20 protein-coding genes are annotated in these 21249 nt (G+C 42.2%); 17 read left to right on the top strand and 3 right to left on the bottom strand.

Translation table 11 applies throughout. The annotated features are described in order from the left end of the window. Positions 1-82 precede the first annotated feature (82 nt). The 14 genes from rfbB to waaA all read left to right on the top strand — a co-directional run bounded on the left by rfbB (position 83) and on the right by waaA (position 15684). Positions 83-1150: a dTDP-glucose 4,6-dehydratase gene (gene rfbB / locus GZK95_RS00810; RefSeq protein ID WP_075713994.1), complete on the top strand. Its 1068-nt coding sequence runs from the start codon at positions 83-85 to the stop codon at positions 1148-1150. Further along, complete coding sequence (rfbA, locus tag GZK95_RS00805; protein WP_075713992.1) at positions 1147-2013, top strand: glucose-1-phosphate thymidylyltransferase RfbA; 867 nt, start codon at positions 1147-1149, stop codon at positions 2011-2013. The genes rfbB and rfbA overlap by 4 nt, the downstream gene beginning before the upstream one ends. Continuing rightward, the gene (gene rfbC, locus GZK95_RS00800; RefSeq protein ID WP_075713990.1) at positions 2010-2558 is read left to right on the top strand and encodes a dTDP-4-dehydrorhamnose 3,5-epimerase; all 549 of its coding nucleotides are present in this window, start codon (positions 2010-2012) and stop codon (positions 2556-2558) included. Before rfbA ends, rfbC begins: the two co-directional genes overlap by 4 nt. Positions 2559-2566: 8 nt before the next feature. Continuing rightward, positions 2567-3691, top strand: a complete 1125-nt coding sequence (locus tag GZK95_RS00795; protein WP_151148796.1) for a DegT/DnrJ/EryC1/StrS family aminotransferase — start codon at positions 2567-2569, stop codon at positions 3689-3691. Positions 3692-3733: 42 nt separating this feature from the next. Continuing rightward, on the top strand, positions 3734-4315 hold the full coding sequence (locus GZK95_RS00790; protein WP_083626318.1) for a class I SAM-dependent methyltransferase: 582 nt from the start codon (positions 3734-3736) through the stop codon (positions 4313-4315). Positions 4316-4392: 77 nt separating this feature from the next. Further along, positions 4393-4950, top strand: coding sequence for a sugar transferase (locus GZK95_RS00785; protein WP_075715869.1), 558 nt, complete (start codon positions 4393-4395; stop codon positions 4948-4950). Positions 4951-4952: 2 nt separating this feature from the next. Beyond that, positions 4953-6866: a polysaccharide biosynthesis protein gene (locus tag GZK95_RS00780; RefSeq protein WP_075715850.1), complete on the top strand. Its 1914-nt coding sequence runs from the start codon at positions 4953-4955 to the stop codon at positions 6864-6866. A 119-nt stretch (positions 6867-6985) separates the two neighbouring features. Next, positions 6986-8152, top strand: coding sequence for a nucleotide sugar dehydrogenase (locus GZK95_RS00775; RefSeq protein ID WP_075715851.1), 1167 nt, complete (start codon positions 6986-6988; stop codon positions 8150-8152). A gap of 81 nt (positions 8153-8233) precedes the next feature. After that, the gene (rfaD, locus tag GZK95_RS00770) at positions 8234-9175 is read left to right on the top strand and encodes an ADP-glyceromanno-heptose 6-epimerase (protein WP_075715852.1); all 942 of its coding nucleotides are present in this window, start codon (positions 8234-8236) and stop codon (positions 9173-9175) included. A gap of 92 nt (positions 9176-9267) precedes the next feature. Further along, the gene (locus GZK95_RS00765; RefSeq protein ID WP_075715853.1) at positions 9268-11034 is read left to right on the top strand and encodes a polysaccharide deacetylase family protein; all 1767 of its coding nucleotides are present in this window, start codon (positions 9268-9270) and stop codon (positions 11032-11034) included. A gap of 362 nt (positions 11035-11396) precedes the next feature. Beyond that, positions 11397-12275, top strand: coding sequence for an O-antigen ligase family protein (locus GZK95_RS00760; protein ID WP_225623939.1), 879 nt, complete (start codon positions 11397-11399; stop codon positions 12273-12275). Positions 12276-12278: 3 nt separating this feature from the next. After that, the gene (gene waaF / locus GZK95_RS00755; protein WP_075715855.1) at positions 12279-13307 is read left to right on the top strand and encodes a lipopolysaccharide heptosyltransferase II; all 1029 of its coding nucleotides are present in this window, start codon (positions 12279-12281) and stop codon (positions 13305-13307) included. A 4-nt stretch (positions 13308-13311) separates the two neighbouring features. After that, positions 13312-14385: a glycosyltransferase family 9 protein gene (locus GZK95_RS00750; protein ID WP_075715856.1), complete on the top strand. Its 1074-nt coding sequence runs from the start codon at positions 13312-13314 to the stop codon at positions 14383-14385. Between the two features lie 24 nt (positions 14386-14409). Continuing rightward, a complete protein-coding gene (waaA, locus tag GZK95_RS00745; protein ID WP_075715857.1) occupies positions 14410-15684 on the top strand; it encodes a lipid IV(A) 3-deoxy-D-manno-octulosonic acid transferase in 1275 nt (424 codons plus the stop codon). 66 nt (positions 15685-15750) lie between these two features. Here waaA and GZK95_RS00740 read toward each other — a convergent pair whose 3' ends face one another. After that, positions 15751-16458: a 3-deoxy-D-manno-octulosonic acid kinase gene (locus GZK95_RS00740; RefSeq protein WP_075715858.1), complete on the bottom strand. Its 708-nt coding sequence runs from the start codon at positions 16456-16458 to the stop codon at positions 15751-15753. Positions 16459-16552: 94 nt separating this feature from the next. Between GZK95_RS00740 and GZK95_RS00735 the strand changes: the two genes are divergently transcribed. Beyond that, on the top strand, positions 16553-17608 hold the full coding sequence (locus tag GZK95_RS00735; RefSeq protein WP_075715859.1) for a glycosyltransferase family 9 protein: 1056 nt from the start codon (positions 16553-16555) through the stop codon (positions 17606-17608). Positions 17609-17676: 68 nt separating this feature from the next. Next, the gene (locus tag GZK95_RS00730; protein WP_075710611.1) at positions 17677-18462 is read left to right on the top strand and encodes a glycosyltransferase family 2 protein; all 786 of its coding nucleotides are present in this window, start codon (positions 17677-17679) and stop codon (positions 18460-18462) included. A 38-nt stretch (positions 18463-18500) separates the two neighbouring features. Here GZK95_RS00730 and GZK95_RS00725 read toward each other — a convergent pair whose 3' ends face one another. Further along, on the bottom strand, positions 18501-19538 hold the full coding sequence (locus GZK95_RS00725; RefSeq protein ID WP_075715860.1) for a glycosyltransferase family 9 protein: 1038 nt from the start codon (positions 19536-19538) through the stop codon (positions 18501-18503). Positions 19539-19643: 105 nt separating this feature from the next. On the opposite strand from GZK95_RS00725, the gene coaD reads away from it, so the two are divergent. Next, entirely contained in the window at positions 19644-20138 is a 495-nt protein-coding gene (gene coaD / locus GZK95_RS00720; protein ID WP_075710607.1) for a pantetheine-phosphate adenylyltransferase, read from the top strand. A 49-nt stretch (positions 20139-20187) separates the two neighbouring features. On the opposite strand, the gene GZK95_RS00715 is transcribed toward coaD, so the two are convergent. Beyond that, complete coding sequence (locus tag GZK95_RS00715) at positions 20188-21192, bottom strand: NAD-dependent epimerase (RefSeq protein WP_075715861.1); 1005 nt, start codon at positions 21190-21192, stop codon at positions 20188-20190. Between the last annotated feature and the right edge of the window lie 57 nt (positions 21193-21249).

The raw sequence follows: 21249 nt of genomic DNA, 5'->3' as shown, positions 1-21249 counted from the left end.
AAATTAAAGTCTTAGTAAGGTCTATACCCTCTATTTTTCCTTTGCTACAATCGCAGATCACTCTACTTTTTACGGTTATTATATGAGAATTTTAGTTACTGGGGGGGCAGGTTTCATCGGCTCTGCGTTGATCCGTCATATCATAAGCAACACAAGTGACGATGTACTAAACATAGATAAACTCAGCTATGCAGGAAACTTAGACTCATTAACCCCTATTGCTAGTAGTGAACGTTACTCTTTCCAAAAACTTGATATCTGTGACTCTGACTCGATCAAGAAAGCAATAAATGTCTTTCAACCAGATACTATTATGCATCTCGCTGCTGAATCGCATGTAGACCGTTCCATTGATGGGCCAGCAGATTTTATTCAAACCAATATCATAGGTACGTATACCCTTCTTGAGGCCGCTCGAGAGTATTGGAACACACTGTCAGAACCTCGAAAAACATCTTTCAGATTCCATCACATATCAACAGACGAAGTGTTTGGCGATTTACACGGTTCGGACGACTTATTCACAGAGTCAACTCCTTATGCCCCAAGTAGCCCATATTCAGCATCAAAAGCATCCAGTGATCATTTAGTCAGGGCTTGGCAACGAACATACGGTTTACCGACAATCGTGTCTAACTGCTCGAACAACTATGGCCCTTATCATTTTCCAGAGAAATTAATCCCTCTAGTTATTATTAATGCTCTGAAAGGGCAACCATTGCCTGTCTATGGCGAAGGGAAACAGATAAGAGATTGGCTTTACGTCGAAGATCACGCTCGAGCGCTATACACTGTCGCGACTAAGGGAAAGGTAAGTGCGACTTATAATATTGGCGGCCACAATGAAAAATCCAATATTGAAGTGGTTGAGTTGATTTGTTCACTCCTCGAAGAGTTAGCTCCTAATAAACCCAAAGGGCTCTCCATGTATAGAGACCTCATTTCGTTTGTTGAAGATCGACCTGGTCATGATCTACGTTACGCCATTGACGCTTCTAAGATAAAAGAAGAGCTTAACTGGATGCCTGAAGAAACATTCGAAACAGGATTGAGAAAAACGGTTGAATGGTACCTTGAAAACCATCAATGGTGGCAAAGTATTCTTGATAGTTCTTATCAGATAGAACGAATGGGGAAAGGTTCACAATGAAAGGTATCATCCTAGCAGGCGGTTCTGGCTCACGGCTATACCCGATCACAAAAGGTATATCCAAACAGCTGCTACCAGTCTATGACAAACCAATGATTTATTATCCCCTATCAACACTAATGCTCGCGGGCATTCGGGATATTCTGATCATTACAACACCTGAAGATAGTGCGAGTTTCAGAAGACTACTGAAAGACGGACAAGATCTTGGCATAAATCTAGAGTATGCAACTCAACCAACTCCAGATGGGCTAGCACAAGCTTTCATTATTGGAGAGAACTTTATTGGTAATGACCATTGCTGCCTTATACTTGGTGATAATATCTTTTATGGGCAATCATTCAGTCAAACACTAAGAAACGCAGCGACAAAAACAGAAGGCGCAACAATCTTTGGCTATCAAGTTAAAGATCCTGAAAGATTTGGTGTTGTAGAATTTGATCAAGATATGAAGGCGATCTCAATAGAAGAAAAGCCGCTAGTGCCTAAATCCACCTACGCGGTGACGGGCTTGTACTTCTATGATAATCGAGTTATTGACTACGCTAAACAAGTTACCCCTTCAGCTCGTGGGGAGCTTGAAATTACGAGTATTAACCAAATGTACTTAGAAGCAGAGACCCTTAGGGTTGAACTATTAGGTCGGGGCTTTGCTTGGTTAGACACGGGAACCCATGAAAGCCTGCATGAAGCATCTTCATTCGTACAAACCATAGAAAATGTTCAAGGACTGAAAGTTGCCTGCTTGGAAGAAATAGCTTGGCGCAATGGTTGGTTATCTAGCGAAAAAGTATTAGAACTATCTAGCTCGATGATGAAAAACGAGTACGGAAAATATCTGTGTCAACTGGTGACTAAATGAAGGTAGAAAAAACAAAACTGAATGACGTCCTGATTCTCACCCCAAAAATTTTTGGTGATGACAGGGGGTTCTTTATGGAAAGTTTTAATGAGAAAGAATTTCTTGATGTGGTTGGGCGCGACGTAAAGTTTGTTCAAGATAATCACTCTAAGTCAGCAAAGGGCGTTTTACGTGGACTTCATTATCAGATAGAGAACACACAAGCTAAACTCGTTCGTGTCGTTAAAGGTAAAGTACTCGATGTTGCTGTCGATCTTCGAGCTAACTCATCCACTTTTATGCAATGGGTTGCCGTTGAACTATCAGAGGAAAACAGAAAACAATTGTGGATTCCCGAAGGCTTTGCACATGGTTTCCTTTCTCTTTCTGACCATACTGAATTTCTATACAAAACGAACAACTACTATTCCCCTGCGGATGAGAGAACCATCAAGTGGGACGATAATAAATTAAATATATCATGGCCAGAATTAGATGTAGAATTCACTATTTCTGACAAAGATAAGAATGGCACTTCTTTCGAAGACGCTGAAATATTTCAATAGGTTTAATTATGGCAACACAACTTTTCGTTCCAAACTTTCGAGTAGATGAATGTCTTGAGCAAATCCGCGAATGTCTAGAAAAAGGCTGGACAGGTATGGGGTTCAAAACAGTCGAGATAGAAAATGAATGGGTTGAGTATACAGGTTTACCTCATGCTCACTTCCTAAGCTCAGCAACAGCAGGCTTACATCTTGCGTTCGAAGTTCTGAAAAAGAAACATGGCTGGAATGACGGTGATGAAGTGATTTCTGCGTCACTTACTTTTGTCTCAACAAACCATGCCATCCGATACGCCAAACTTGAACCGGTGTTCGCAGATGTTGATCAATACCTATGTTTAGATCCACAAAGTATCCTGCAAAAAATAACCCCAAAAACTCGTGCGGTCGTTTTTGTTGGTCTTGGTGGTAACTCAGGTCAACTTGAAGAAGTATCTAAAATTTGTAAAGAACGCGGGTTAGCTTTGGTCCTAGACGCTGCTCATATGGCTGGAACTCGTGTAAACCAAAAGCATGTAGGTCACAATGCTGATGTTTCTGTCTTTAGCTTTCAAGCCGTTAAAAACTTACCTACTGCTGACTCTGGTATGATTTGCTTTCAAGACAAGGCAGATGATGAATTAGCGAGAAAACTCACTTGGCTAGGAATCAACAAAGACACTTATGCACGAACAGCTGCACAAGGCTCTTACAAATGGAAGTACGATGTTGAAGAACTTGGATTCAAGTACCATGGTAACTCTATTATGGCGGGCCTAGCGTTAGTTGGACTAAAATATCTAGACGCAGACAACGCATACCGCCGTCAAATTGCAAGTTGGTACCGTGAGTGTTTGCAAGACGCACCCAACGTGCGAATAGTTCCTATCGCACCAGACTGTGAATCATCTACTCATTTACTACAAATTCGCGTATCTAACCGCGATGAACTGTTAATTAAGTTAAACGAGAATGACATTTTCCCTGGTGTTCATTATACCGATAACTCTGAGTATGCAATGTATCGTAGCTGTGGCCGCTGCGAAAATGCTTTGGCAGCGAGCGATGAAATCATTTCACTGCCTATGCATATGGGATTAACTCACAAGGATATTATTATTATATCTAAATTAGTAACAGAGTACGCTCGATAAATTAATACCATTTAAGTTATTAACAATTAATAGAGTTATTTTATGCATTTAATAAAGAGAATATATAGAGCAATACGCAGTCGATATCTTTTATCAAAGTATCCAGATTATCCAATAAAAGGACATTTATCTCGAATAGAGGGAGCAGAGTTATCTCATATCGTGCGTAAAAACCAGAGCAAAAAAATCATTGAGATTGGTTCATTCCTCGGAAGATCGACAAACTTCATTGGAATGAACAAAGATGAACATGATGAATTGCATTGTTTAGATACGTGGCAAAACGATGCCATGAGTGATGGGAATTGGGATACTTATCAAACATTTTTAGATAACACCAAAGATCTCAAAAATATAACCATTCACAGAGGGTACTCAAGAGAGTTTGAAAGTAAGTTCAATGATAAGAGCGTTGATATCTTATTTGTAGACGCTGATCATTCTTATGAAGGATGCAAAGAAGACATTGATAACTTTTTCCCAAAAGTAAAATCAGGTGGCATTGTCGTATTCCATGACTATGGAAATCCATGTGGTGTAAAGCAAGCGGTTGATGAGTCTGTAGCGAATAAATGCCAAAGTTATTATCTATCCGGTTCAATGTTTGTAGGTGTTGTAGCTTAGTGTAGATAACTGAGATGGCAGGTCGTAATCCATCTCAGTTTTTATCAATTAACAGTTTTAAAATATTGGACTATCTCATGTTCCGAATAATAGACTTCATCGCTGCTTTTTTAGGCTTAACGATACTCTCTCCTATATTTCTTGCTGTAACAATATTAGGTTTTTTTGATACCGGTTCACCAATATTTATCCAAACTCGTGTTGGAAAGAACCAACGCGAGTTTCGTTTGATAAAATTCAGAACTATGGCAAAAGATACCGAATCCGTTGCTAGTCATTTAGCAAGTAAATCTGCGGTTACTAAGCTTGGAAATATTCTGAGAAAAACCAAAATTGATGAACTCCCTCAATTAATTAATGTATTGAAGGGCGAAATGAGCCTTGTTGGGCCAAGACCGAATCTTTTCAATCAAACAGAGCTTATGGATGAACGCCAAAAACTAGGTGTTTATGACGTATTGCCGGGAATCACAGGCTTAGCGCAAATCCAAAATATCGATATGTCTACGCCAAAACAACTTGCCCAAATAGACAAGCAAATGATTGATACTCTCAGTGTTCGAAATTATTTCCGGTACATTGTCTTGACTGTAATGGGAAGCGGCAGTGGTGATGCCATAAAACCTGGAAAATAATGATGATAAGATTTGAGCCTATCTGGCAACTCTCTAGAACTAAGAAGCAAATTCTCAGCGTATTCATTGACTTATCTTTAGTCTCTTTCTCCCTGTATTTGGCGTTATGGATTAGGTTGGGCGATACATTTGACCTGATTACTCACGAGCTCTTTCTAACGGCAGGAGTCACCGGGGTCATCACAGTTGTCATTTTTACAAAGCTTGGGCTCTACAGGGCAATACTTCGCTACCTAACAGCGCACGCTTTATACATTATTACGCTTGGCTCAGTAATGTCCGCCATTGTCCTTGCTGTCACAACCTATTATTTTCAACAATTTATGCCTCGTTCAGTACCTGTGATATATGCAGGTTTACTCATTATCTCTTGCGGAGGGGCTAGGTTTATTATTAGAGCAATGGTATCTAAGACATTTAACGATGATAGAATCAATGTTCTAATTTATGGTGCAGGTTCATCTGGTCGCCAACTAGCTGTTGCATTACGAGCCTCTGGAAAATACAAAGTAAGAGCTTTTATTGACGAAGACAAAACACTAACAAATACAATAATTATTGGACTTCAAGTAAAACCGATTCAAGAAGCACAAAAGCTCATCGAAAAATACCATATAGATCAGGTTTTGCTCGCAATACCCAAAGCTTCAAGAGCTCGAAGAAAAGAAGTGCTCGAACAGTTAGCTGAGCTCTCTGTTGAAGTTCAAACAGTTCCGGATATGACTGATATTGTCGCGGGAATTGCAAGCATTGACCAACTTAAAGAGGTTCCGATCGAAGACCTTCTTGGGCGCGACTCAGTTTCACCGCAACAATCACTGATGGAAGCAAATATCAAAAACAAAATAGTGATGGTTACGGGAGCTGGCGGTTCAATTGGCTCTGAACTCTGCCGCCAAATTGCAAAGTATGCTCCGAGGAAATTGGTCCTTTTTGAGGTATCAGAGTTCGCCCTATATCAAATTGACCGAGAGCTCAATGCTACATATAGCAACATTGAAATCATTCCTTTACTAGGTTCTGTTCAACGCTTTCATCGCTTAGTTACAACTATGCAATCATTTGGGGTTCAGACCGTCTACCATGCTGCCGCTTACAAACATGTCCCTATGGTGGAGTTTAATGTCATAGAGGGAGTAAGAAATAACACCTTTGGTACATACTACTGCGCTAAAGCAGCCATTGAAGCAAAAGTTGAATCTTTCGTATTAATTTCAACAGATAAAGCGGTGCGCCCAACCAACGTCATGGGTGCAACTAAACGCATGGCAGAACTTGCTTTGCAAGCATTAGATGATAACTGTCAACTTACAAACAATATGACCCGCTTTTGCATGGTTAGATTCGGTAACGTTCTTGGTTCATCAGGTTCTGTGATTCCTTTATTTAAACGTCAAATATCAAATGGCGGTCCATTAACGGTAACCCACCCTGAAATTACTCGATATTTTATGACTATCCCAGAAGCTGCTCAGTTGGTTATTCAGGCGGGAGCAATGGCGGAAGGGGGAGATGTATTTGTTTTAGACATGGGACACCCTGTAAGAATCACTGATTTGGCTGAGAAACTTATCAAGCTTTCAGGATTAGAAGTCAAAACAGACGATAATCCTCGAGGTGATATTGAAATTAAATACTCAGGACTACGCCCAGGAGAGAAGCTATTCGAAGAGTTACTCATAGGCGATAACGTGAAGCAAACCGCTCACGAAAGGATTATGACAGCTCAAGAAGTGTATCTTCCAGAAAGTGACTACAACGCACTGTTAGAGCAACTAGACTTCGCATGCCACAATATGGACCATGAGAAAATTAGGCAATTGCTTCTAGACGCACCAACCGGATTTAAACCAACAGATGGTATTGGCGATCTAGTGTGGAAGCAGCAAAGCATCGAAGCAAGTAATGGCGAGTAAGATGATAGGCTCTTTTGCGCTTATTTGTTTTTTCAAGAATTAGAAAACATCGCAAGATAACTATATGTACGTAAACCATTTACCAATGCAGGTAAGTGATATTTAGTGAGGATTCCCCTGTGAAAATTGCTGTTGCAGGTACAGGCTATGTCGGTCTGTCTAACGCTATGTTACTGGCGCAAAGAAATCACGTAATTGCTCTTGATATTCTAGAAGACAAAGTGAATATGCTTAATTGCAAAAAATCACCTATTGCCGATGTAGAAATTGAACATTTTTTATCAACTAAAAATCTAGATTTCAAAGCAACCGTCGATAAGCAAGAGGCGTATCAAGGCGCTGATTACGTAATTATCGCAACACCAACTGACTATGATCCAAAAACAAACTACTTTAATACGTCCTCTGTCGAATCTGTAATCAAAGACGTTCTGCTATACAATCCTTCTGCCATCATGATCATCAAGTCAACGGTACCTGTTGGGTACACAGAAAGAATAAAACTTGAGTTTCAGTGCGAAAACATCATTTTTTCTCCAGAGTTTCTCAGAGAAGGAAAAGCGCTTTATGACAACCTATATCCTTCTCGCATCATAGTGGGAGAACAAAGTGAGCGAGCGGAAACTTTTGCGAACTTATTGGTAGAGGGCGCGCAGAAAACAGATATAGAAGTACTCTATACCAATTCAACAGAAGCAGAAGCGGTCAAACTCTTCTCCAACACCTATCTCGCAATGCGCGTAGCGTATTTTAATGAGCTCGACTCTTACGCAGAGGCTCATGGCTTGAACTCTCGTCAAATTATCGAGGGAGTAGGGCTCGATCCGCGAATCGGTAACCACTATAACAACCCTTCTTTTGGTTATGGTGGCTACTGCTTACCAAAAGATACTAAGCAGCTGCTTGCTAACTATCAAAACGTGCCAAACAATATAATTGGTGCGATTGTAGACGCTAATAGAACTCGTAAAGATTTCATTGCTGATAGTATTATTAAACGCAACCCTAAAGTTGTTGGTATCTATCGTCTAATTATGAAATCGGGTTCTGACAATTTCAGAGCATCTTCAATTCAAGGAATTATGAAGCGCCTCAAAGCAAAAGGTATTGAAGTCGTCGTTTATGAGCCGGTATTGCAAGAAGAACTCTTTTTTAACTCCAAAGTGATTTCCGACTTGGATAAGTTCATGGAGATGTCAGATATCATCGTATCTAATCGACTGACAGATGAGCTCAAGCCTTGTTCTGATAAAGTTTATACTCGAGACCTATTTGGCACTGACTAAGGTCTGCAATATGAAGTAATCACCTGACTCTAAACTGTGATATATTGTAACTAATTAACTTAATACTGATAGGTTTATCATATGATCATCGTAACTGGCGGCGCTGGCATGATTGGCAGCAATATTATTAAGGCGCTTAATGAGAAAGGAATTAACGATATTCTTGTCGTTGATAACCTAAAAAACGGGCGAAAATTCAAAAACCTTGTTGATTTAGATATCGCTGACTACATGGATCGTGATGATTTCTTAATGCAGATAATGTCTGGGGAAAACTTCGGCCCTATCGAAGCCATCTTCCATGAAGGCGCATGCTCTGCAACCACAGAATGGGATGGCAAGTATGTCATGCTCAACAACTATGAGTATTCAAAAGAGTTGCTTCATTACTGTTTAGAGCGCGAAATTCCTTTCTTGTACGCCTCCTCTGCGGCGACATATGGCGAAACCGAAACCTTCATTGAAGAAAAACAGTATGAAGGTGCTTTAAATGTTTACGGTTACTCTAAACAACAGTTTGACAATTACGTGCGTCGTATCTGGGCTGACGCTGAGCAGCATGGTGAAAAACTGTCTCAAATCACTGGCTTCCGTTACTTCAATGTTTACGGCCCTCGTGAGCAGCACAAAGGTTCAATGGCATCAGTCGCCTTCCACCTAAACAATCAGATGAACGCGGGTGAAAATCCGAAACTGTTTGCTGGCAGTGAACACTTCAAACGCGATTTTGTCTATGTAGGCGATGTCGCTGCAGTAAACCTATGGTTCTTAGAAAGCGGAGCTTCAGGTATTTTTAACCTCGGAACAGGTAACGCAGAGTCGTTTGAAGAAGTTGCCAAGGCTGTTATTCAGTTTCACGGCAAAGGCGAAATCGAAACGATCCCATTCCCAGAACACTTGAAAGGCGCATACCAAGAATATACGCAAGCAGATTTAACCAAACTGCGCGCTACAGGTTGTGATCACACGTTTAAAACAGTCGCTCAAGGCGTGGCAGAATATATGCAGATTATTAACGCATAAGATCGACACCTCCATCAAAGGTAGAGTTGTCCCATTCAACTCTACCTTTTCCAAATCACAAATTAGCCACACCCTAAGAATAGAGTTAATTGATGAATATCTTGATGGCACTGTCACAATTAGAGGTGACTGGCGCAGAAGTTTATGCAACCACCGTTGGTAACGAGTTAACAAAGCGTGGACACAACATCACCTATGTATCTGATACCTTAACCAAACCCTTTCAAGGTGATTTTTTTAAACTCAGATTTAATAAACGCAGTATTCCACGTCGATTTTGGCACGTAGCGTATCTTATCTATCTAATCAAAAAACATAACATTCAACTGGTTCACGCCCACTCTCGAGCGTCGAGTTGGAGTTGCCACGTAGCCTGTAAAATAACTGGTACCCCCATGGTAACCACCGTGCATGGTCGCCAACCTGTGCACGCATCTCGGAAAAAATTCCATGCTATGGGTGATAAAGCCTTACCAGTTTGTGAAGCCATCAAAAAACAACTAATCGACGACTTAAATGTGCCAGAAAATATGCTCCAAGTAAGTCGAAATGGCATCGAAACCAATGCATTCAATTGGCAAACAGCACCGAAAAATAGCAAACCTGTTATTAGCATTATTGGTCGCCTTACTGGACCAAAAGGTGAGCTATGTTACCAATTGCTTGAGCAGTGCTTAGATACAAGCAAGTATGATATCAAAATCATTTCTGGTTCAAAGGTCGAGCCACGTTTTGAAAAATTCGCCTCAAAAGTTGAGTTTTGCGGTTACTCTAAAGATGTTGCTGCAGTGCTAGCAAACTCAGATCTTGTTATCGGTGCTGGAAGAGTCGCAATGGAGTCTCTACTTTGCGGACGTCCTACACTCGCGATTGGCGAAGCAACGGCCATTGGTGTCGTTGACGAGAGTAATATTAAGCAAGCCATGGCAACAAACTTTGGCGATATAGGCCCCATCGATCTAGATATCGATTACCAAACGGTCACCCAACAAATCGAACTAGGCCTACGCTCTCCACATTGCCCAAAGCAAGTCGCGGCAATAGTTAGAGAGAACTACGACCTAGCCCAAATTGTCGATCAAGTCGAAGATATTTATCAAACCGTCTACGTGGAAAAAATCCGCAAAGAGATGCCAATTATCATGTATCACCGCTTTATCAAAGATGATAGTGAAAAAGGCGTCCACGGTACCTACTTACACGTAGAAATGTTGGAGAAACACTTAAAGCTCATTAAGCGAATGGGGTTTGAAACCATTACTTTTGAAGACCTTGCAAATAAAGGGGTCATTAGTCGTCTTGAGGCCGGTAAGCGATATATTATTATCACTGTCGACGATGGCTATAAAGATAACTATGAACTATTGCTCCCACTGCTGAAAAAGTACAACCAGAAAGCGGTTGTGTATGCAGTGATAGGAGAAAGCTACAATCGCTGGGATGTTGAAGTGACAAGCAATCCAGAAAAGCCGGTCCCTCTCATGAACATCGAGGAACTGAAAGCTCTAACTCAATCAGGGCATATTGAAATTGGTGGTCATACTATGACTCACCCACATTTAAATAGCTTGTCATACGAACAACAAAAACAAGAAATTGCGGAAAATAAATCACTGTTAGAGCAAGTAACTGGCAAACCTTTAGTTTCATTTGCCTACCCATATGGATCTTTAGATCATAACTCAAAGCAACTTGCGCAAAAGCTTGGTTATCAGTTTGCTGTCGCCACCAATAGTGGCCCACTTGCTGCCCACCAAGACCTATACCAGATTCGTCGTATTGCGATTTTCCCAAAAACCACTGTATTTGGTTTATGGCGCAAAATTGTTGGTAACTACACATTCAGAAAAGCAAAATAACAAAGATGATGTTCAAAGACTTTTACCCTAGAGCCATTTGTTGGTGTCTTGCCCTAGTTCCAGCATTACTTCTAACAACCAATAACTTTAGTGTCGGTGTCGTGATAATCGCGATATTGCTTTCGCTAACTTACCTAAAACTTAACCCGGAACCACTTAAATGGACAAAGTTCGATACGCTAGCTACGATCTGCTTTTGTTGTTACTTAATTGGCGCGATTCCAGTTGCGATTGCTGATGGTAGTACCGCTCGCTATTTCCAAGGCGGGATTAGGTTACTGTTATGTTTACCCATTTACTTAGCTTTAAGCAGAACTTTAATCAAACGTAACCTTCCGCTGCGACCTTTCTTAGAGAATGGTGTGGTCATCGGTTCAGTGGGCACGTTTATGCTTGCTTGCTATCAGTACTTTTATTTAGCAATGCCTCGGGTCGACGGCTTCTTATTTAGTATTAACTTTGGCTATCTCGCCTGCTCACTTGCGTTTTTGGCTTTTACTCTAATAGTGGGTAGCAGCAAAAAAATACTGCTTTTCACCGCTTTTATTTTGAGTGTAGTATCAGTTTGCCTAACTTTAACTCGAGGTGGTATTTTTGCTATTCCTCTAATTTTAATCGTCTTCGCCTTACTAAATATTCGCCAAATTAACCTAGTTAAGGTATTCGCTTCTCTTGCTATTTTTGGATTAGCAACAACTCTGGCTTACAACAACTTTGCAGGTTTTCAGAATAGAATTGATTACACTATCAATGAATTTGTTTCAATAAAACAAGGGCAAATCAACAAAGCTACCTCATCAGGAGATCGCCTCCAATATTGGTATGGTGCGATTGAAGCGTTTAAGGCAAGTCCTCTTTATGGTCTGCCTTACGAACAACGTGAAACCTTAAACCATCAATTATACTTAGATGGAAAAATCGCAGAAAGAGCATCTAAAATAGCTAGAGGACATGCCCATAGCCAATATTTTGAAATGCTGGCAAGCAATGGTGTCCTTGGGATTATAAGCTTAATTACTATCTTTGTGATTCCGTTTTTTGTTTTTGCCCTGCACTTTTTCAGCACCCAAAGCCCTTGGGCACTAACAGGAGCTACGTTTGTGGCAGGCTTTGGCATTTTTGGACTCACAGAGGTTCCATTGACGTCAAACGCAATTGGCTCTTTCTATGGATTTATGCTTGCAGTCTTTTTTGCTATTGTGGCGGCAGATAAGCACAACCAGAAACTCACGGTAGAATAATTGATGAAAGCGCTGATTATCGGGCCATCCTGGGTTGGCGACATGGTAATGTCTCAAAGCCTGTACACGACTTTAAAGCAAACCCATCCGCACGCCCAACTTGATGTGCTTGCCCCAGCTTGGTGTAAGCCTATCTTAGAACGCATGCCGGAAATTGACCACGCAATAGAAATGCCAATCGGTCATGGGCAGTTTAATCTCAAAGGTCGCTGGCAACTTGCTCGTTCCCTTAGCAAGCAAGGATATACCCACGCCTTTATTTTACCAAACTCAGCCAAGTCAGCTCTGATCCCTTTCTTTGCCAGAATCCAACAGCGCATTGGCTGGAAAGGTGAAATGCGCTACGGCCTACTCACAGATTTGCGTCCAGACAAGCGTGTGTTCCAATACATGGTTGAAAGATATGTCGCTTTAGCTCACAGCCAAGCCAACATGTTAAACGATGTAGCACTGAACACTTGCCCTCGCCCGCAGTTATTGGTTGATAGTTCAAATCAGCAAGCGGCAAGACAACGCTTGAACTTATGCAGTGATAGACCTGTAATTGGTCTTTGCCCTGGTGCAGAGTTTGGTCCTGCAAAACGCTGGCCTGATCGCTACTATGCACAAGTGGCTAAACATGCAATCAGTAAAGGCTTTGATATTTGGTTATTTGGTTCAGCAAAAGATCGAGAAGTGTGTGAGCTAATCCGCTCGCAACTCTCTATTGATGATGCAAAGCAATGCTTCAACCTTGCAGGTGACACATCATTGATTGAAGCAGTCGATTTACTAGCAGCTTGTCATACCGTGATCAGCAATGATTCAGGGTTGATGCACGTCTCTGCTGCCGTTGGCTGCAATATTGTCGCGATATACGGTTCAAGCTCGCCTCAATACACGCCACCTTTAACCGACAAGCTAAAAATGGTACACACTAATATTGAGTGTCGACCTTGCTTCAAACGCGAGTGCCCATTGAGCCATTTAGATTGCCTCAACAAACTAATGCCTGAGTCTGTCATTAACGCTTTAGACGAGTTTATTGGATAATACTATGAATCATTTATGGTTTGAGCGCGGTGCTTATGCTTCGAAGCAAGCTCGTCGCTACCTTGAGAATGAATTCTCACCAGAAAAAGTAAAGAAAATCGCTATTTTTCGTCATGCCGCACTTGGCGATCAAGTAATCGTCCGTCCAATGCTTGTCGAAGCTCGTAAGTTTTTCCCTAATGCAAAAATTACGTTGGTTGGTGTATCGAATTACCAATACGGTGCACCCTCTGATCTTGCTGATGAAACGATTTTTATGGCAGGACGCGAAGATAAAAAGCACCTGACATGGCAACAGCAGATTGCTGAGTTTCGTCAACTTGAAGAGCAAGACATTATTTTTGATGTCGCCGGTACTAGTCGCTCCTATTGGATGACACTTTTCAGCAAAGCTAAGCTTAAATTTGGTTTTCCATACAAATCTTACTTATGTGGTTCCCTATATAACATCGCAGTATTTCGCTCGGACTATCAACCAGAAGTCGAAGTGATGCTGGATATGCTCAAAATGCTTGGCCATGTTCCACAGCGACCTCTTGATTTTGCCTACCCAAGTCATCTAAATGTCTACCATGAACAAGAGGACGAAAAGGCAAAAATTCTCTACTTTAATGGCGCTTCAACCAAAAGTAAGATTTTACCTGAGTCGCAAATGAAGCAACTTATCGAACAAGCGATAGATAAATTCCCTCAGTTTCAGCACGTCTACTTGGAAGGGAAAAATGACTTTGAAAAAGGTGATTTCCTTAAGCATTTAGTCGGCAAGAACAACTTTTCTATCCAAGACTGTTTACCACTGGAACAGTTGGTTGAGTTTTCAGCCAAAGCTCGCTTAGTTGTCGCTCCAGACACTGGAATTAGAAATGTGGCAATCTCGACACATACGCCAACGGTTGGCATCTTCTACTCGACGGTACCATTTAGATACACCCCACTAGAAGGCGATCACCGAATTGTTATGAATGCCTCAGGCAGCATTCCAAGCAATGAGCAAATTCTTTCTACCATGCAGCAATCCCTTACTGCTGTTGATATGAGTAGCAAGCAACAAGCTCAGAATACTGCCGAACAGGCTTAAGAAATATAGATAGGATTGAACAAAGTGCTCATTCGCTGGTTGTACACCTTATTGCTCACACTCGCATCGCCATTTTTGCTGTTTTCTTTATACAAAAAAAAAGCAGGCAAGCCATGTGTGGGAAAACGTTGGAAAGAGCACTTTGGTTTCACTCCTAAATTGCAGTCAAAATGCCAACCTATTTGGATTCACGCTGTCTCGGTGGGTGAAACTATTGCTGTCACACCATTAATTAAGCAACTCAAACAGCGCTATCCTGACACTGAAATAGTAATTACCACAACCACGGCAACTGGCGCGGAACAAGCAAGCAAACTCGGTGATCTTGTTACACACCGTTATATGCCACTCGACTTTCCTTTTGCAGTTAAAGGCTTTCTAAGCGCGATTAATCCCTGTCAGCTTATCATTATGGAAACTGAGTTATGGCCCAATACTCTCCATACCGTGGCGCAGCAAGGGGTTCCTATCAAGGTCATTAATGCTCGTTTGTCCGAGCGTTCTTGTCAGCGTTACGCCAAAGTACAATCGATTTTTAACCAGTTAAGTCGTCACTTGGACTTAGTACTGTGTCAATTCCAGGAGGATGCGGAGCGATTTGTTCGACTGGGCGTCGATGCAAGTAAGGTGTTAGTCACCGGTTCGATTAAGTTCGATATCAATGTGGATCCACATGCCATATCAATGGGCAACCAACTGAGAGAGTCCCTTGGAAGCAAGCGGCCAATCTGGATTGCATCTAGCACACACACAGGTGAAGATGAGCAAGTGTTGCAGGCACACAAAGCGCTATTAGAACACTCTCCAGATGCGTTACTTATTCTTGTTCCAAGACATCCGGAACGATTTAATTCCGTCTTTGATCTTTGTAACCAATTTGGCTTTGTTACACAGCGTCGTTCCTTGCCTGATTTTGCTCACATTGGATCAGCGCAAGTCTACCTTGGCGATACGATGGGCGAAATGCTAACCCTGATACAAGCGGCAGATATCTGTTTTATGGGTGGGAGCTTAATTGGCGACAAAGTGGGCGGTCATAATGTTCTCGAACCAGCGGCACTCGCTAAACCGATTCTTTCTGGCCCGAGTTACTATAACTTTCTTGAGGTCGTCAACAAGCTAAAAGATCTCAAAGCCATTACTATCACCGCATCTCATGAAGAACTGAGTCAGCAACTGAGGTCTTTGTTAGATCACCCACAAAATATGCACCAACAGGGACAAACGGCTTATCACTATATGTCAGAAAACAAAGGTGCAATTAAAACAACTATTGATAACATACTCTCTGCAGACTAACGATGTCGTTAGTCTGCTTAATTTTGTAGGCAATCATCAACATTGGTGGCAAAACGAGAGGCTGTTTTATTGCTTACCATTGTATCCCTCAATGAGCGTTACATAATCATGCTCTTGCCATGCAATATCTCTCTTGCCGACTTCCTTCTCAAATGAACGCTTTAGTCTATCTAAGTTAGACTGTTTCCAATCATCACCAGACTGGCGGTTGCACTTATCGAAGTCGATAATCCAAACCTTTTCTTGGTCGTCAATCAAAATGTTGTGGATATTGAGATCAGTATGATTGACCTGAGCATCATGCATCTTTCTAATTTCTTGCCCAATTTTTTGATACATTTCGTCTGATAACGCGGTTTCACTGAGTACAGACACCAAATCTTTAGCGTTGGCGATTTTTTCACTCAGCAAATCGGCTTGATAGACCAAACCTTGCTTGATAGCTCGTGCGGCAATCGGTCTTGGGACATTCACCCCAGCACCAATTAACACCTGAAGTAATTGATACTCTTGGTAGCTGCGCGTTTTTTCCCAACAACTAAAGAGGTAACTATCATTGACAATTTTGCCAAACAGACCGCCACGTCGATAGTGGCGCAAAGCAGCATCAAGCAGCTTTGTTTTGACAAACCATGTCGTACCTCGACCTTGAGCGCTGCCAATAACCTGACCATTTTGCTGCCAAAATTCAGGACTAAATACCCGTTTAGGGTCTTCTTTTAGTAGTGTTTCGTCATACCAAATGGTTTGGTTGTCCACATGCAAGGTTTTCATATCGAGCTTTTCTCTCATTCAATGCTGGTTGGCATTTTACATTTATTGAACCACTCTGCATAATCTTCGCTATTGCTTGCCAGAAGAATAAACTATGTCGCTTTTTACCTCACCGCCTCAATCTATATGTGTCCTTCGTTTATCCGCGATTGGTGATGTCTGCAATACTATTGCAGCCGTTCAAGCTATCCAACGCCAGTGGCCAAATACGGAAATTGTTTGGATTACTGGGAAGCTTGAAGCGCATTTAATCGGAGATCTGGACGGTATCAAAGTTGTTGTATTTGATAAAAAACAAGGTTGGGCTGGCTATAAACAACTCTGGCAGCAACTGAAGGGCTACCATTTTGATGCATTGCTACATATGCAATACGCGATTCGCGCGAGTATTGCCACCTTAGGCATCAAAGCGAAGTACAAACTGGGATTTGATAAGTTGCGTAGCCAAGATGGTCAAACCTTGTTTACCAACGTTAAAGTTCCATCACCAGATTCCATGCATGTGTTAGATGGCTTATTGGCGTTTGGCACCACCCTTGGTGTTAGGGATGTATCACCATCATGGCAATTAAACTATTCAGAGCAAGATGCTAACTGGGCAAATGCGCAACTCGCCAACAACAAGCCGAATTTAGTGATCGTTCCTGCCGCGAGTAAAGCCTATAAAAATTGGACAGCAACAGGCTATGCTGAGGTCATTCAACATGCCCAAAAGCACAACTGGAACATCATTCTAGCAGGCAGCCCCGCACCCATTGAGATAGCGTTGGCAAACGAGGTGGAGACACAGTTAACCCACACTGTTTGCAACTTAGTTGGTCAAAGTTCGCTAAAAGAAATGCTGGCATTACTTGATAAAGCCGACCTTGTGATTGCCCCAGATACAGGGCCGACTCATATGGCCAATGCGATGAATACGCCTGTCATCGGTTTATATGCGCATCATAACCCACAAAGAACGGGGCCTTATCAATATCGTCAATATGTGGTCTCTGCTTACGAAGAGGCCATCTTGGCAGAAACAGGCAAATCGGCCGAGCAACTCAATTGGCGCGCACGAGTAAAAGACAAGCATGCCATGCAACGAATCAAACCTCAGCAAGTAATTGCAATGTTTGATAAAGTAACGACTGAGCTAAATTTAAACTAAGCGAATAACCGTGGGCACTTCAATCATTGCCCAATTGAACTTTTCATTCAGTAGCCAGAGGTACCAGAGTGAGCAAACCGACTATTGCCGTCGCACTTATTGTCAAAAATGAAGCCCAACATTTAAAAGCTTGCCTAGAAACTGTGCATGATTGGGTCGATGAAATTGTGGTACTCGACTCTGGTAGCAGCGACAATACCGAAGAAATTGCTCGCCAATTTACCGACAAATTCTATGTGAATGCTCAATGGCCTGGGTTTGGTCCTCAACGTCAACTCGCCCAATCTTACGTCGAATCTGACTATGTATTGTGGTTAGATGCCGATGAACGCGTGACCGAAGAACTCAAATCCAGCGTTTTAGCAGCCGTGGCGAACAATGCCCCGAACACTATTTATCAAACCGCTCGCTTGAGCTGGGTATTTGGTCGATACATCAAACATTGTGGTTGGTACCCAGATCGAGTTCTTCGCCTTTATCCAACGAAGTTGACCCAATATAACGACTCGTTGGTACACGAAAAAGTGGTCGTCTCATCAGAGATGACTGTAGAAAATCTTAACGGCGATCTGATTCATTTCACTTACAACGATATGAATCACTACTTGGTCAAGTCTGCTGGTTACGCACAAGCTTGGGCAGAACAAAGAGAAAGAAAAGGCAAAAAGAGCAGTATCTCACAAGGTATTCTTCATGCACTTGGCTGCTTTATTAAGATGTACATCGTCAAAGCTGGTTTCTTAGACGGCAAACAAGGCTTTTTGCTCTCCCTGCTCTCCGCTCACTCCACTTTCGTTAAGTATGCCGATTTGTGGATTCGCACTGAAACCGAAAAAATGCCAGAAAAATTCTAGTAAAAAGCAGCCTGAAACGGCTGCTTTTTTGTCTCTATCTACATGGATAAATATAGGTTTATCCATGGCTGTAGCTGTTTAACGACTTGCTCAATTTCAATTCGCGACATATTTTCTTGGCTCGCCTTATCCTCAGCTTGTGGTGGACAAAATGCAATGTGTCTCCCCTCTGAGTTAATTGGTCGCCAACGAAGTGGTGTCGCGGAGCGTTTACTCGGGAAAAACCCCACGGTCGGAACATCAAGCGTTGCCGCAATGTGCAACGGACCTGTCGAACCAGCAATAAAGCAACTTGCGCACGCAATTGAGCGCGAGAAATCAACTAAGCCATCGTTTTTATCATATAAAGCAACTCGAACTCCTTGCGCAGCTAAAAGTGCATGAAGTTGCGCGGCTTTTTCCTCTTCCCCTGGCCCTGCGGTTAACACCACTGAGAAATTACCGGTAATACCTGAAACAAGATCGGTGTATTGTTGCAACGTGAGATTATTTGCCGAACCGCCACTACCAGCATGAACAAACAACCACGGAGTATTGATATCAAGTGTTAAAGATTGCGCGAGCTTAGCTCTTTGTGTGGCCAACTCTTCCTGAGTAAACGTCAAATAAGGGGTTGTAGGCTCAACAATATCAACTTTGATATCCGCTAAAAAAGCACGGATCAGATCAAGATTGTACTGGTATTCAGGTTTCGCTGATTGAGAGCGTTTTTGCTTAATGCGTTTGTTATAAAAGATTTGAGCAAGCTTAGTTGCCGGCGCTAAGCGGTAAGGAATTTTGGCTTTCCATACCAACTTCGCGTTGTAAGTGGTAGAGAACAGATTGATCGCCGCATCAAACTGCTGCGACTTAAGCTTAGTGACTAAATCACGTTGCGCCTGTTTCTCGCCCTTCTTTGTCGGATCAAGTATAACCTGATCAATCCAAGGACAGAGCTCCGCTAGAGCTACCGTATAACTCGGCACTAAAGCTGTTATATGACAATCTGGTAGGGATTGTTTCAACATCGCAAAGCTTGGCCAAGCAAGCATAAAATCACCAATTTTATCGTTGCGCACTACCAGTATTTTTTTCATTGCCTTTTCCTAACTAAACTCTCTTTGCCAATGATAACGGCTTACTTGGGTAAACGTCAGCCTTTTTGTTACTATAGAAGGAGTTAGACTTTTGAGTGCAGAGCCGTGAGCAAAAAACATTTATCCCGAGTCATTTACCCTGGCACATTTGATCCCATTACCAATGGGCACTTAGATTTAATTGAACGCGCAGCTGACATGTTTGACGAGGTCATCATTGCTGTTGCCGCAAGCCCAAGTAAAAACACTATGTTTAGTTTGCAAGAACGCGTCGATTTCGCGCAACAAGTGACGAACCATCTAGAGAATGTCAGTTCAAAGGGGTTCAGCGGACTCATGGTTGACTTTGCCAAACAAGAGCAAGCTAACGTGCTAATCCGAGGCTTAAGAACCACGGTCGATTTTGAATACGAATTTGGTTTGACCAATATGTATCGTCGCCTATTACCGGGATTAGAGAGTGTGTTTCTCACCCCGGCAGAGGAGCATGCCTTTATCTCCTCGACAATCGTGCGTGAAGTTGCGATTCATGGCGGTGATGTAAGTGGGTTTGTGCCCGCAATTGTCGCACAGGCCCTGAAAAGCAAAGCCAAGGTATGACAGCAACTCCCCCATAAAGAAAAGGCGAGCGAATGCTCGCCAATAGAAACTAATTCTTATAGTACGCGCGATACCAATCAACGAAGGCTTGTACCCCTTGTGGTACTTTGACTTGAGGTTGATAGCCTATCACGTTAAACAAATCTTCAGTGTCTGCATAAGTAGCATAGACGTCACCTGGTTGCATCGGCATCAAATTTTTCTTCGCTTTAACACCCAAAGAGTTCTCTAGAGACTCAATAAAGTCCATTAACTTAACCGGACTGCCATGGCCGATGTTGTACACTTTGTATGGTGCAGAGCTACTGGCAGGTGAACCTTGTTCGACTGTCCAGTCAGTATTCTTTTGCGGAATAATATCTTGGATACGAAGAATACCTTCAACAATATCATCGATATAAGTAAAGTCTCGGCGCATATCGCCATGATTGTACACATCGATTGTTTCGCCTTTCATAATCGCGTTGGTAAACTTAAATAACGCCATATCAGGACGCCCCCAAGGCCCATAGACGGTAAAGAAACGCAAACCTGTCGTTGGGACACCATAGAGATGTGAGTATGTGTGAGCCATCAGCTCATTAGATTTCTTAGTTGCAGCATACAATGAGATGGGATGGTCAACCGAGTCTTGCGTAGCAAACGGCATCTTCTGGTTAAGCCCATAGACAGAACTTGATGAGGCATAGACCAGATGCTCAATGTTGTGATGTCGGCAACCTTCGAGAATCGTAAGATGCCCAACCAAATTGCTGTCAGCATACGCCATTGGATTGTCAATCGAATAACGCACACCCGCTTGTGCAGCAAGATGGATAACACGTTCAAACTGCTGCTCCGCAAATAACTTTGCGATGCCTTCGCGATCCGCCAAATCCATTTCGATAAATGTAAAAGAGTCGTGTGCTACACGCACTAAACGATCATGTTTTAGTGACACCGGATAATAGTCATTGAGATTATCAATACCCACAACGCGATGCCCTAAAGCACACAAACGCTCCACAACAGCCGAACCAATAAAGCCTGCTGCACCTGTCACTAAATATTTCATACTTATTGCTCTCTAAACTACCACATCTTAGTGCGGACTATACTCACACTAACTAAA

Source organism: Vibrio panuliri (assembly GCF_009938205.1).
Classification (GTDB): Bacteria; Pseudomonadota; Gammaproteobacteria; order Enterobacterales; family Vibrionaceae; genus Vibrio; species Vibrio panuliri.
The sequence above is the reverse complement of the archived record's forward strand: the minus strand, read 5'-3'. Positions and strand labels throughout refer to the sequence as shown.

What these genes read in the sequence shown, in the direction of transcription:
- GZK95_RS00790 (WP_083626318.1), top strand. Translation starts at nt 3,734, where the DNA reads ATGCATTTAATAAAGAGAATATATAGAGCAATACGCAGTCGATATCTT.
- GZK95_RS00780 (WP_075715850.1), top strand. Translation starts at nt 4,953, where the DNA reads ATGATAAGATTTGAGCCTATCTGGCAACTCTCTAGAACTAAGAAGCAA.
- rfbC (WP_075713990.1), top strand. Translation starts at nt 2,010, where the DNA reads ATGAAGGTAGAAAAAACAAAACTGAATGACGTCCTGATTCTCACCCCA.
- GZK95_RS00785 (WP_075715869.1), top strand. Translation starts at nt 4,393, where the DNA reads ATGTTCCGAATAATAGACTTCATCGCTGCTTTTTTAGGCTTAACGATA.
- rfbA (WP_075713992.1), top strand. Translation starts at nt 1,147, where the DNA reads ATGAAAGGTATCATCCTAGCAGGCGGTTCTGGCTCACGGCTATACCCG.
- GZK95_RS00735 (WP_075715859.1), top strand. Translation starts at nt 16,553, where the DNA reads ATGTCGCTTTTTACCTCACCGCCTCAATCTATATGTGTCCTTCGTTTA.
- GZK95_RS00795 (WP_151148796.1), top strand. Translation starts at nt 2,567, where the DNA reads ATGGCAACACAACTTTTCGTTCCAAACTTTCGAGTAGATGAATGTCTT.
- GZK95_RS00765 (WP_075715853.1), top strand. Translation starts at nt 9,268, where the DNA reads ATGAATATCTTGATGGCACTGTCACAATTAGAGGTGACTGGCGCAGAA.
- rfaD (WP_075715852.1), top strand. Translation starts at nt 8,234, where the DNA reads ATGATCATCGTAACTGGCGGCGCTGGCATGATTGGCAGCAATATTATT.
- GZK95_RS00750 (WP_075715856.1), top strand. Translation starts at nt 13,312, where the DNA reads ATGAATCATTTATGGTTTGAGCGCGGTGCTTATGCTTCGAAGCAAGCT.
- GZK95_RS00740 (WP_075715858.1), bottom strand. Translation starts at nt 16,458, where the DNA reads ATGAAAACCTTGCATGTGGACAACCAAACCATTTGGTATGACGAAACA.
- GZK95_RS00715 (WP_075715861.1), bottom strand. Translation starts at nt 21,192, where the DNA reads ATGAAATATTTAGTGACAGGTGCAGCAGGCTTTATTGGTTCGGCTGTT.
- waaF (WP_075715855.1), top strand. Translation starts at nt 12,279, where the DNA reads ATGAAAGCGCTGATTATCGGGCCATCCTGGGTTGGCGACATGGTAATG.
- rfbB (WP_075713994.1), top strand. Translation starts at nt 83, where the DNA reads ATGAGAATTTTAGTTACTGGGGGGGCAGGTTTCATCGGCTCTGCGTTG.
- GZK95_RS00725 (WP_075715860.1), bottom strand. Translation starts at nt 19,538, where the DNA reads ATGAAAAAAATACTGGTAGTGCGCAACGATAAAATTGGTGATTTTATG.